We start from the raw sequence: 12,937 nt of genomic DNA on the forward strand, positions 1-12,937 counted from the left end.
ATCGATCTGGAAGGCTTTGCACTTTCTGGACAGGGAGAACGACAGGATGACCCTCGCCCGACAATGGAAGACCCCGGCGCGCGCCATGATCGCGGCGGCGGCGCTGTTCGCCTCGACTTCCCCCCTGCCCGTCCAGGCCCAGTCGGCCACGCCGGACGTCCTGACCGCCCTGCGCCAGCGCCCGCCCCAGGATGAGGTCATCTACTTCCTGCTGCCCGACCGGTTCGCCAACGGCGATTCCTCGAACGACCACGGCGGCTATGCGCCCGAGCGGCTGAAGAGCGGCTTCGACCCGTCCGACACCGACTTCTATCACGGCGGCGATCTGGCCGGCGTGACCCAGCGGCTGGACTATATCCAGGGCCTGGGCGCGACGGCGGTGTGGCTGGCGCCCGTCTTCAAGAACAAGCCGGTCCAGACCCACGGGAACTACACGGGCGCGGCGCATCACGGTTACTGGATCACCGACTTCACGGCCGTCGATCCGCATTTCGGCGACGAGGCGGCGATGCGCGCCCTGGTCGATGCGGCCCATGCGCGGGGCATGAAGGTCTATCTGGACATCGTCGCCAATCACACGGCCGACGTGATCCGTTATCGCGAATGCCCCGACCGGCCGTGCGAATACCGCAGCCGGGCCGACTATCCTTACACCCGTCTCGGCGGGCTGGACGGAGCGGCGATAAACGAGCGTTTCGACGGGCGGGACTTCTCGCGCCTGACCCGACCCGACTACGCCTACAGTCCCTATGTTCCGGCGGGCGAGGAGACGGCCAAGGTTCCGGCCTGGCTGAACGACCCGATCCACTATCATAACCGGGGCGACAGCACGTTTGCGGGCGAAAGCTCGCTGGACGGGGACTTCGCCGGTCTGGACGACCTGCTGACCGAGGATCCGGTCGTGATCCAGGGCATGATCGACATCTTCGGCGGCTGGATCGACAAGTACGGGATCGACGGCTACCGCATCGACACCGCCCGCCACGTGAACCCCGAGTTCTGGCAGGCCTTCATCCCCGCCATGCTGGCGCGGGCGCGGGCCAAGGGGATCCCGAACTTCCACATCTTCGGCGAGGTCTATGACCCTGACCCGGCGGTCACGGCGCGGTTCACGCGGGTGGACGCCTATCCGGCCGTGCTGGATTTCCCGTTCCAGAAGACGGCGGTCGAGGTCGTCTCGGGCAAGTCGGGAACTGACGCCCTGGCCAAGCTGTTCGCCGCCGACGCCATCTACGCCAAGGGGGCGGACACCGCCGCCATCCTGCCGACCTTCCTGGGCAACCACGACATGGGCCGGGTCGGCTTTTTCGTGAAACAGGCGAACCCGAACGCCAGCGAGGCGGAGATCCTGGCCCGGGTGAAACTGGCCCATGCCCTGATGATGTTCAGCCGCGGCGTGCCGACCCTGTACTACGGCGACGAGCAGGGCTTCGCCGGCGCCGGCGGTTACGGAAACTCACGCCAGGACATGTTCGCCAGCCAGACCGCCGTCTATGCGGCGGAGCGGCCCATCGGCGGTCGTCAGCCGGCCTATTCGACCGAAGCGCCCCTCTATACGGCCATCGCCGAGATGGCCCGCATCCGCGCCGCCGAACCGGCCCTGCGCCACGGCCGTCAGGTCGTCCGCGTCGCCGGCGACACGCCGGGCCTGTTCGCCATGTCCCGCATTGACGAGGCCGGCGGGGAGACCCTCGTCCTGTTCAACACCTCGACCGCCGAAGTCACGGCCCAGGTCGAGGTGGAGCCCGGCTCGCGGCGGTGGCAAGCTGTTCGCGGCGACTGCGCGGCCGAGGCTTCGGCCCCGGCCAGCTACGCCGTCCGCATCGCCCCTCTCGACTATCTGATCTGCAAGAGCACGCCCCAGTGAACGCCCACACCCTCGATCTCGCGACCGCCGCCCGGCCGGCGACCGCCCACACTGAATGGTGGCGGGGCGCGGTGCTGTACCAGATCTATCCGCGCAGTTTCGCCGATGCGAACAACGACGGGGTGGGCGACCTGAAGGGGATCACCCAGCATCTGGACCATGTCGCCTCGCTGGGCGTGGACGGGATCTGGCTGTCCCCCTTCTTCACCTCGCCGATGAAGGACTTCGGCTATGACGTCGCCGACTATTGCGACGTCGATCCGATCTTCGGGACCCTGGCCGATTTCGACGCCCTGGTGGCGCGGGCCCATGACCTCGGCCTGAAGGTTGTGATCGATCAGGTCTTCTCGCACACCTCGGACGAACATCCCTGGTTCCTGGACAGCCGCGCCTCACGCTCCGGCCCGCACGCCGACTGGTACGTCTGGGCCGACGCCAAGCCGGACGGATCGCCGCCGTCGAACTGGCAGTCGGTGTTCGGCGGTCCGGCCTGGACCTGGAACGCCCGGCGCGGCCAGTACTACATGCACAACTTCCTGGCCTCCCAACCGCAGTTGAACGTGCGGAACCCCGAGGTTCAGGACGCCCTGATCGCGGCGGCGCGCTTCTGGCTGGACCGGGGGGTGGACGGCTTCCGGCTGGACGCCATCAACTTCTCCATCCACGATCTGAAGCTGACCGACAATCCGCCGATCAACGACGGCAAGAAACGCACCCGGCCGTTCGACTTCCAGGACAAGATCAACAACCAGAGCCAGCCGGAGATCATCGGCTTCCTGAACCGAATCCGCGCCCTGACCGACAGCTACGAGGGCCGGTTCACCGTCGCCGAAGTGGGCGGCGACCACGCCGACCGCGAGATGAAGGAATATACGGCCGGGACCGACCGTCTGCATTCCGCCTATGGCTTCCTGTATCTCTACGCCGACACGCTGAAGAGCGAACTGGTCGCCCAGGGCGAGACCATGTGGCCGGATCAGCAGGGCGAAGGCTGGCCGTCCTGGACCTTCTCGAACCACGACGCGCCGCGCGCCGTGTCGCGCTGGGCCCAGGGCCGGGACCGCAAGGCCTTCGCCGAGATGGCCCTGCTGCTGCTGGTGTGCCTGCGCGGCAATGTCTTCGTCTATCAGGGCGAGGAGCTGGGCCTGCCCCAGGCCGAGGTGCCGTTCGAGCGGCTGGTCGATCCCGAGGCCATCGCCAACTGGCCCGAGACCCTGGGCCGCGACGGAGCCCGCACGCCCATGCCCTGGCATGCGGACCAGGCCAACGCCGGCTTCTCCACCGTCGAGCCCTGGCTGCCGGTCGATGCGCGCCATCTGCCGCTGGCGGTGGATGCGCAGGAGGCCGATCCGGCCTCGACCCTGCAGGTGGCGCGCCGGATGATCCGGCTGCGTCATCAGCATCCGGCCCTCCGCTACGGCGGCATGGCGCCGATCGAGACCTCGCACCTGTTGGTGTTCGAACGGCGGGAGCGCGGCGGGAGCGGGGAACAGCTTCTGTGCGTCTTCAACCTGGGCCACGATCCGGTCGAATGGCGTCCGCCCGTCGACGCGACGCGGATCGAGGCGATCAACTGGACTGAGGCCGACGGCGCCACCCTGCCCCCGCTCGCCGGCCTGGTCTTCAGACTGGCATGAGCCGGTCAGCCGCCACAGGTCTCGCGCACGATCAGATCGGTGGGAACGCGTTCCGACCGACCGGCGGTCGCGCCCCCGTGGTCCAGCAGTTTGGACACCATCAGTCGGCCGGCCTTCATCGTGTCCTGGGCGATGGTGGACAGGGCCGGGCGCGAGTAGCGGCTGAAGGGCACATTGTCGAAGCCGATCACCGAGACGTCGCCCGGCACGGTCAGTCCGGCATGCTCCAGCGCGCGCACCGCGCCCAGGGCGATCTGGTCGGACGCCGCCACCACGCCGTCGAACCGCACGCCCCGGCGAACCAGGGCGTCGACGGCCGCCTCGGCGGACTCGACCTCGAAATGGGCGGGAACGATAAGTTCGGCGTCCACCGACAGGCCCGCCGTCTCCAGCGCCTCCAGATAGCCCCGGTGCCGCTGCATGGCTTCGGGCGGATCGAGGTCGCCCAGAAACACGATCCGCGTGCGTCCCAGCCGCGCCAGATGCGCGGTCGCGCGGCGACCGCCCGAGAAGTTGTCGGAGCCGATGGAGCAATAGTCCTGCTCCGGCAGGTCGGCGCCCCAGACCACGAACCTATGGTCGCCCGCCGCCAGCCGGTTGAAGGCGCCGTGCAGGCTGGACTGGCCCAGGAAGATCACCCCGTCGGCGCGGCTGGTGTTCATCGCAGCCGCCAGCTCGTCATAGGTGGCGGGCGAAATATGGCTCATCAGCAGGTCGCAGCCGCGTTCGCGCGCCGCCTCGCCCACCCCGGCCAGCAGCTCCAGAAAGAAGGGGTCGGAGATCCGGCCTTCCCGTCCCTGGGGTCGCGGCGTCACCAGGGCGATCGTACCCTGGGCCCCGATCGGGCCGGCGGGCATGTAGCGGCGGAACGGATAGTCGTGCTCCTTCGCCAGTTTCCAGATCAGTTGCTTGGTGCGGTCGTTGACGGCGGGGCTGTCGTTCAGCGCCCGCGAGGTGGTGGCGACCGACACCCCGGCCAGGCGCGCAATGTCTTCAAGTCGAGTGGTCTTGCGGCTCAAGGTCGCGGGTCCCCAGCACAGCCTGTTCTGACTGCAAATTTTTCTGCAAACATTTCAGCCACCGTTCGCAGCGGTTGGCAAGAGGCGGCGTAACGGAGTTTACATGATGCAGCGCAGATCCTTCCTGGCCCTCGGCGGCGCCTCGATTCTGGCCTTCGGCGCGACGGGCGTTCGCGCCCAGACCACGCCGACCCACGCCCGCGCCAGCTCGCCCGGCGGCGTCCTGACGGTCGAGGCCTTCACCGACAACGACGGCCGGCCGATGTACGCCGTCCTGCGTCAGGGGCGGATGGTGGTCGCGCCGTCGAAGCTGGGCTTCCTGCTGACCGACGCCCCGGCGCTGGAGCGCGGCCTGGCGATCACCGCCGGCCAGCCCGTGACCATGGACGAGACCTGGGAGCAGCCGTGGGGCGAGCGCCGCTTCATCCGCAACCATTACAACGAATGGCGCGTCAGCTACGCCGAGACCGCCGGCCTGCAACGCCGCGTGGACGTGGTGTTCCGCCTGTATGACGACGGCCTGGGCTTCCGCTACGAATTCCCGGACCAGGCCGCGCTGAAGACGGTCCGCATCGGATCGGAGATCACCGAGTTCAACCTGGCCGAGGACGGCGAGGCCATCTGGTGCCCGGCCTGGGAATGGAACCGCGAGGAATACCTCTACAGCCGCACCCCGATCAGCGCGGTCGGCAGCGCCCAGACGCCGATGACCGTCAAGGGCCAGTCGGGGCTGCACGTCTCGATCCACGAGGCCGCCTGCATCGACTACGCCGGGATGAACCTGCGGCGGTCGGAGGAGACGAAGTTCCGGGCCCAGCTGACGCCCGGCCTGACCAACGCCGCCGTGGTGCGCCAGGCGCCCTTCAACACGCCTTGGCGGACGCTGCAGGTGTCAGACAGCGCGGCCGGTCTGATCGAGTCCAGCCTGATCCTGAACCTGAACGAACCCAACAGGCTGGGCGACGTGTCGTGGTTCAAGCCGATGAAGTACGTCGGCGTGTGGTGGGAGATGCACCTGGAGCTGAAGAGCTGGAACTCCGGCCCCAAACACGGCGCCACCACCGAGAACGCGATCAAACACATCGACTTCGCAGCCAAGCACGGCTTCGGCGGGGTTCTGGTCGAAGGCTGGAACAAGGGTTGGGATGGCCAGTGGTTCGCCAATGGTTCGGACTTCAGCTTCACCGAGGCCTATCCGGATTTCGACATCGAGGCGGTCTGCGCCCACGCCCGGTCCAAGGGCGTGCAACTGATTGGCCACCACGAGACGGGCGGCAACGCCTTCCACTATGAGCAGCAGCTCGAACCGGCGATGGCCCTGTATGAACGCCTCGGCGTCCATTCGGTGAAGACGGGCTATGTGGCGGACGCGCAAGGGGCGCGCGTCGCCGGGCCGGACGGCCGGATGGTCATGGCCTGGCACGAGAGCCAGGCGATGGCCCAGCACCATATGAAGGTCGTCGAGGCGGGCGCCCGGCACAAGGTGGCGATCAACGCCCACGAGCCGTTCAAGGACACCGGCCTGCGCCGCACCTATCCGAACATCATCAGCCGCGAGGGCCAGCGCGGCATGGAATATTCGGCCTGGGGCAATCCGGGCAATCCGCCCGAGCACGAGCCGAACCTGGTCTTCACCCGCCTGCTGGCCGGACCGATGGACTATACCCCCGGCATCTTCGGCATGGAGACACGCAGCCCCGGCGGCGTGCAGACGACATGGGCCAAGCAGCTGGCCCTCTATGTCGTCATCTACAGCCCGATCCAGATGGCGGCCGACCTGCTGGTCAATTACGAGGCCAATCCCGGCCCGTTCCAGTTCATCAAGGACGTGCCGGTCGACTGGTCCGAGACCCGGGTGCTGGCGGCCGAGATCGGCGATTACGTCGCCATCGCGAGGAAGGATCGGGCGTCGGACGTCTGGGCCCTGGGCGCCGTCACCGACGAGCATCCGCGCGTCCTGACCGCGCATCTCGACTTCCTGGACGACGGTCGGCGCTATCGCGCTGAGATCTACCGCGACGGGCCGGACGCCGACTATCGCGGCAAACGCGAGTCCATCATCATCGAGCAGCGCGAGGTCACTTCGGCCGACGTCCTGACCCTGGCCCTGGCGCCCGGTGGCGGCCAGGCGATCCGCTTCGTGCCGGTCGGGCGGAGGCGGCGATGATCTACCCCCATACTCCCCCGTCATCCTCGGGCTTGACCCGAGGACCGGATGATCAGCCGCTCATGCGAAGGGGCGACGCACAGCCCGACCGGCGCCCGGTCCTCGGGTCAAGCCCGAGGATGACGGGTTGGGGGAGCGTCGCATGAGCCTTCTTGCCCACCGCCCGCGCCTGTCCGGCCTGGCGATCTGGAACATGTGCGTCGGCTTCTTCGGCATCCAGATCGGCTTCGGCCTGCAGAACGCCAACACCAGTCGGATCTTCCAGACCTTGGGCGCCGAGGTCGACAGTCTGGCGATCCTCTGGATCGCCGCGCCGCTGACAGGTCTGCTGGTTCAGCCGATCATCGGCCATTTCAGCGACCGGACCTGGACCCGGTTCGGGCGTCGCCGCCCCTATTTCCTGGTCGGCGCCATCGCCACCACCCTGGCCCTGATCGCCATGCCCAACAGCCCCGGCCTGTGGTTCGCCGCAGCCATGCTTTGGATCATGGACGCCTCGATCAATATCACCATGGAGCCGTTCCGCGCCTTCGTCGGCGACAATCTGCCGGAGGAACAACGCACCGCCGGCTATGCGATGCAGAGCTTCTTCATCGGCGCCGGGGCCGTGTTCGCCTCGGTTCTGCCGTGGCTGCTGTCGAACGTGTTCGGCGTGGTCTCGACGGCCGAGGCGGGGGTCGTGCCCCTGTCGGTCAAGATCGCCTTCTATGTCGGGGCCGCCGGCCTGTTCTCGGCCGTGCTGTGGACCGTGCTGAGCACCCGAGAATACAGCCCCGAACAGATCGCCGCCTTCGAACGCGCCAAGCAGGACGCGCTGGGTACGCCCGCCGACGACGGACCCGAGGCGCCGGCGCGCAGCGTTCAGGGCTGGATGACGTCGGGCCTGGTCTGCGCCGTGCTGGGGGGTCTGGGCTTCGTGCTGATCGGCGCGCTGAACCTGGAGAAGGAACTACTGGTCCTGGCCGGCTTCTTCGCCGGTTTTGGGCTGCTGCAGATCGCGGTCGGCATGATGCAACGCCGCCAGATCGTCAACGCCGCGACCGAGATCCTGAACGACATCTTCCGCATGCCCGAGACCATGCGCGGCCTGGCGGTCGTCCAGTTCTTCAGCTGGTTCGCCCTGTTCTCCCTGTGGATCTACACCACCGCCGCCGTGACCCGTGTCCACTACGGCACGACCGACACGACCTCGGCCGCCTATGCCGCCGGGGCCGACTGGGTCGGGGTGCTGTTCGGAGTCTATAACGGCGTGGCGGCCCTGGCGGCCTTCACCCTGCCGGTGCTGGCCACGCGCATCGGCCGAAAGGCGACCCACGCCCTGATGCTGCTGCTGGGCGCGGCGGGTCTATTCGGGGTCTTCGTCATCCGCGATCCGGGCCTGCTGTGGCTGCCGATGATCGGCGTCGGCTTCGCCTGGGCCTCGATCGTCTCCATGCCCTACGCCATCCTGTCGGCGGCGGTGCCGGACCGGAAGATGGGCGTCTATATGGGCGTCTTCAACATCTTCATCGTCGTGCCCCAGCTGCTGGCCGCCACCGTCCTGGGCCTGATCCTGAAGACCCTGTTCGACGGCCAGGCCATCTGGGCCCTGGTGCTCGGCGCCGTTTCCTTCGTGCTGGCGGCGGCGAGCGCCCTGCTGGTGCGCGAACATTCCCCCTCCCCCACGCCCAACCCGTGAGGCTTCTCCATGCGTAAGTTCAAAACCCTTTGCCTCGCCGGTGCCGCCGGTCTGGCCGTCGCCTCGGCCGCGTCCGCACAGTCGGTCGCGCCCGGCGCACCCGGCGACCTGCCGACCTGGTCCAGCGCCGCCAAGACCGGCGCCGGCGCGTCCTACGAGGCCTATGTCGACGGCCAATATCGCGACGGCGGCCAGACCGGGGCGGTGTCCAAGGTCTGGTTCTCGATCGCCGACGGCGTTCTGACCGAGACCATGTACGGCCTGATCCACGAGGCCCAGATCAAGGCGCTTCGCTTCGCCGTCGTCACGCCGGATGGTCTGGCGCTGGAAGGCGACGACACCACGGCCAAGACCGAATACCTGCACGTGGACGCCGAGGGGCGCCCGCTGTCCCCCGCCTACAAGGTCACGACGCGCGACAAGGCCGGCCGGTTCGAGATCGAGAAGCGCATCTTCACCGACCCCGACCGCAACGCCCTGGTGCTGCGGGTTCAGATCACCGCCCTGAGCGGCGAGGCGACGCCCTATCTGCTGCTCGAGCCGCACATCGCCAATACCGGCGTCGATGATCGCGGCCAGGTCACACGCGAAGGCTTCCACGCCTGGGAGGGAGACACGCACCTGGTGCTGAAGCCCAGCGAGGCCTTCGCCGCCGCCAGCGTCGGCTTCGTCGGCGCCTCGGATGGCCTGACCGATCTGAAGGACGGCAAGCTGGACTGGACCTACGCCTCGACCGGCCAGACCGCCGGCAACACCATGATGACCGGCGCCCTGCCGACCCTGCGCATGGGCCAGAGCCTCAGCCGCGACTTCGTCATCGGCTTCGGCGACAGCGAGGCGGCGGCCCAGGCGGCGGCGGACGGCGCCTTCGCGACCGGACTGGACGAGGTGCTGGCCCGCTTCAACGGCGAGGGCGAGCGTGCGGGTTGGGAGGATTATGTCGCCTCGCTGAGCGAGTTGCCGCGCATCGCCGAACAGGCGACCGACGGGGGCAAGCTGGCCTATGCCTCGGCCCTGATGCTGAAGGTGCAGGAGGATCGCACCCACGCCGGCGCCCTGATCGCGTCCCTGTCCAACCCATGGGGCGACACGGTGGACGCGTCGAAATCCTCGACCGGCTATAAGGCGGTCTGGCCGCGCGACTTCTATCAGGTGGCCATGGCCCTGGCGGCCCTGGGCGACAAGGAGACGCCGCTGGCGGCCTTCAACTATCTGCCGCAGGTGCAGGTCGGCCCGAACACGCCCGGCAACACCGGCGTCGGCGGCTGGTTCCTGCAGAAGACCCATGTGGATGGCGAACTGGAGTGGGTCGCGGTTCAGCTGGACCAGACGGCCATGCCGATCATGCTGGGCTATCGTCTGTGGAAGATGGGCTGGCTGTCAGACGCCCAGATGACCGAGCACTACAACGCCATGCTGAAGCCGGCGGCCGACTTCCTGGTGGACGGCGGCAAGGTCGGGCTGTTGTGGAACGAGGCCGAGATCAAGCCGCCCTTCACCCAGCAGGAACGCTGGGAAGAGCAGCAGGGCTATTCGCCGTCCAGCACCGCCGCCGTGGTCGCCGGCCTGACGGTCGCGGCCGAGATGGCCCGGGCCTCGGGCGATGCGACGGGCGCGACCCGCTACCAGGCCGCCGCCGACAGCTATGCGTCCAAGATCGAAGACCGGATGTTCACCACCAACGGCGACTTCGGCGACGGTCGCTACTACATCCGCATCACCCAGAACGAGAACCCGAACGACAAGGCGCCGATCGGCGCCGCCAACGGCCAGATCGCCCCAGCCGAAGACCGGGTGGTGGACGGCGGCTTCCTGGAACTGGTCCGCTACGGCGTGCGCAAGGCGGATGACCCGCACATCGTTTCGACCCTGCCCGTCTATGACGACCAGAGTCTGGAGGACCTGTACCGCGTCCGCTACGACTTCGGGCCGGAAGGGGACAAGACGCCCGGCTGGCGCCGCTACGGCGTCGATGGCTACGGCGAGGATCACGTCACCGGCGCCAACTATGGCGTGGGCGGGCAGATGAGCCCCGGCCAGCGCGGCCGGGTCTGGCCCTTCTTCACCGGGGAACGCGGCCATTATGAACTGGCTCGCGTCAGCGTGAACGGGACGCCGTCCGCGGCAGACATCGCGGCCATCCGCCAGACCTATGTGCGCGGCATGGAGCGGTTCGCCAACGACGGCCTGATGCTGGCCGAACAGGTGTGGGACGGGGTCGGCGCCCCCACGGCCCACGACTACACCCTGGGTCAGAATACGGATTCCGCCACTCCCCTGGCCTGGACCCACGCCGAATATCTGAAGCTGCTGCGGTCGCTGGCCGACGGCAAGGTCTGGGACCGGTACGATCCGGTCGAAAGCCGCTACGCCCGCTGAACGAAAAAGGCCCCGGAGATCACTCTCCGGGGCCCTACTCGATGTGCTAGGATTCAGAAGACCAGCTTGACCGAGCCGACCACGCGGTCCTCGGCGTTAGGCACGCCGTCCACGTCGGTGTCGTAGTAGCGCACGTCGAGAGCCAGATTGTCGGTCAGGGCATAGGCGACGCCGGCGTTCCAAGTCACATAGTCGTCGCTGACGTCCAGCCATTGCTGGCCGACAGCGCCCGAGATCGTCCATTTGTCAGCCGGGCTGAAGGCGCCGTTGATTTCTGCATAGGTCGCCGCTTCGTCGACCCCGAAGAAGTCGGGCGAGTAATAGACGGCGGCGCCGACCGTGGCGGGTCCGACGGCGCGCGAGGCGGCCGCCTTGAACTCTGCGTAGTTGTAGTCGGCTCCGTCGGGCGTGCCAGCATACAGATAGCCGATCACGCCGAAGTCGAGGGCGAAGCCGGCCGCTTCGGTGCGATAGCCCCCGTAGATGTCGAACTCAGCATCGGTGTCGTCGCCGAAGTCCACGTTCGAGGCCCAGGCGCCGGCGTAGAAACTGCCGGCCGTCAGATCGACGCCGCCCTGGATGGCCGGATCTTCGCCCGTCTGGCTGAAGCCGCGGAACACATAGTCAGTGACGATACCGGCGTTGAACGCGACGTCGATGTCGCTTTGCGCCGAGGCGGGCGCGGCCAGACCGATCAGGCCGGTGGCGAGAGCGGCCGCAGCGGCGGAACGGAAAAATCCAAACTTCATAGTCATATCCCCTTGATTATATTTGTTTCTATAGAGCCGGGACAGGCCCGGCGGACGGGACGCGGCCGGCGGAGCCGCGTCCCGATTTCGTCAGTGATCCAGGGTCTCGCCGTGCAGCGAAGTGTCCAGACCGGCGGCTTCTTCCGCCTCGCTCACGCGCAGGCCCGTGGTGAACTTGCAGATGATGAGGATGACGAAGGTGCCGACCGCGCTGTAGGCGATGGTCCAGGCCAGGCCCAAGGCCTGGGCGCCGACAGTAGCGCCTTCCGACAGGCTGTTGATCGCGGTGGTCGCGAACACGCCGGTCAGCAGGGCGCCGATCAGACCGCCGGCGCCGTGGATGCCGAAGGCGTCCAGGGAGTCGTCGTAGCGCAGCAGCTTCTTGATCCAGACCGACGAGATGTAGCAGACCGGTCCGGCGATCAGGCCGATGATGACCGCGCCCTTGGGATCGACGAAGCCGGCGGCCGGAGTGATGGCCACCAGACCGGCGACCACGCCCGACAGCATGCCGATCAGCGAGACCTTCTTCTTCTCGATCAGTTCGATGATCTTCCAGGTCAGGGCGGCGGCGGCGGCGGCCAGGACGGTGTTCAGCAGGGCGACGCCCATCAGTTCGTTCGCCGCGCCCGCCGAGCCGGCGTTGAAGCCGATCCAGCCGACCAGCAGCAGCGAGGCGCCGATCATGGTCAGGACCGGGTTGTGGGCGATGATCGGCTCGGCGCCATAGCCCTTGCGGCGACCCAGGAAGATCGCGCAGACCAGCCCCGCGACGCCCGAGTTGACGTGAACGACCGCGCCGCCCGCGAAGTCCAGCACGCCGGCGGCGCCCAGGAAGCCGCCGCCCCAGACCCAGTGGCAGATGGGCGAATAGACCAGCAGCGACCACAGGGCCGTGAACAACAGCAGACCCGAATATTTCATCCGTTCAGCGAAGGCGCCGGTGACCAGGGCCGGGGTGATGATGGCGAAGGTCATCTGGAAGGCGATGAACAGATATTCGGGAATGCCGGTCAGCAGGGTGTTCGCCGTGCCCAGGGTCACGCCGTTCAGGAACAGCATGTCCAGGCCGCCCACATAGGGCTGAAGCGCGGCGTCAGGGTTGGCGCCGAAGGCGATGCTGTAGCCGGCGATGAACCAGACCAGCGAGACGACGGCGAAGACGCCGACCGACTGGGTGATGGTGGCGATGACGTTCTTGCGGCGCACCATGCCGCCGTAGAACAGGGCCAGACCCGGCAGGGTCATCAACAGGACCAGAGCGGTCGAGGTGCCCAGCCAGGCCGTGCCGGCGCCGTCCAGTTCCAGCACCGACTGGTGCGCCAGCAGGGCCGGCGCCGCCTCGGGCGCCTGGGCGAAGGCCCCGCCCGCATAGAAGAGACCAATGGTCAGACACAGGAGCGCGACGGCTCCCGGAAGTCGATTCCAGACACGCGACATG

General features: G+C 67.8%; 8 protein-coding genes. 5 read left to right on the top strand and 3 right to left on the bottom strand.

Translation table 11 applies throughout. The features are described from left to right. Nucleotides 1–46: 46 nt before the first annotated feature. Nucleotides 47–1,867, top strand: coding sequence for an alpha-amylase family glycosyl hydrolase (locus tag GYM46_RS03860; protein ID WP_008262176.1), 1,821 nt, complete (start codon nucleotides 47–49; stop codon nucleotides 1,865–1,867). Then, nucleotides 1,864–3,504, top strand: a complete 1,641-nt coding sequence (locus GYM46_RS03865; protein ID WP_008258837.1) for an alpha-amylase family glycosyl hydrolase — start codon at nucleotides 1,864–1,866, stop codon at nucleotides 3,502–3,504. Before GYM46_RS03860 ends, GYM46_RS03865 begins: the two co-directional genes overlap by 4 nt. Before the next feature lie 5 nt (nucleotides 3,505–3,509). On the opposite strand, the gene GYM46_RS03870 is transcribed toward GYM46_RS03865, so the two are convergent. Further along, a complete protein-coding gene (locus tag GYM46_RS03870) occupies nucleotides 3,510–4,523 on the bottom strand; it encodes a LacI family DNA-binding transcriptional regulator (protein ID WP_008264064.1) in 1,014 nt (337 codons plus the stop codon). Between the two features lie 103 nt (nucleotides 4,524–4,626). Here GYM46_RS03870 and GYM46_RS03875 point away from each other — a divergent pair, with 103 nt between their 5' ends. From GYM46_RS03875 to GYM46_RS03885, 3 genes are all read left to right on the top strand, one after another. Then, the gene (locus GYM46_RS03875; RefSeq protein WP_008260821.1) at nucleotides 4,627–6,690 is read left to right on the top strand and encodes a glycoside hydrolase family 97 protein; all 2,064 of its coding nucleotides are present in this window, start codon (nucleotides 4,627–4,629) and stop codon (nucleotides 6,688–6,690) included. 142 nt (nucleotides 6,691–6,832) lie between these two features. Beyond that, on the top strand, nucleotides 6,833–8,368 hold the full coding sequence (locus tag GYM46_RS03880) for an MFS transporter (RefSeq protein WP_035306550.1): 1,536 nt from the start codon (nucleotides 6,833–6,835) through the stop codon (nucleotides 8,366–8,368). A 9-nt stretch (nucleotides 8,369–8,377) separates the two neighbouring features. Beyond that, entirely contained in the window at nucleotides 8,378–10,747 is a 2,370-nt protein-coding gene (locus tag GYM46_RS03885; protein WP_008264391.1) for a glucan 1,4-alpha-glucosidase, read from the top strand. A gap of 53 nt (nucleotides 10,748–10,800) precedes the next feature. Here GYM46_RS03885 and GYM46_RS03890 read toward each other — a convergent pair whose 3' ends face one another. Together GYM46_RS03890 and GYM46_RS03895 are read right to left on the bottom strand one after the other, a co-directional pair. Beyond that, nucleotides 10,801–11,496, bottom strand: coding sequence for a TorF family putative porin (locus GYM46_RS03890; RefSeq protein ID WP_008259480.1), 696 nt, complete (start codon nucleotides 11,494–11,496; stop codon nucleotides 10,801–10,803). A 90-nt stretch (nucleotides 11,497–11,586) separates the two neighbouring features. Then, nucleotides 11,587–12,936 carry an ammonium transporter gene (locus GYM46_RS03895; protein ID WP_008262578.1) on the bottom strand — a complete coding sequence of 450 codons (1,350 nt, stop codon included), beginning with the start codon at nucleotides 12,934–12,936 and terminating at the stop codon, nucleotides 11,587–11,589. Nucleotide 12,937: the final 1 nt, after the last annotated feature.

Origin of the sequence: Brevundimonas mediterranea (assembly GCF_011064825.1) — a bacterium.
Lineage (GTDB): Bacteria > Pseudomonadota > Alphaproteobacteria > Caulobacterales > Caulobacteraceae > Brevundimonas > Brevundimonas mediterranea_A.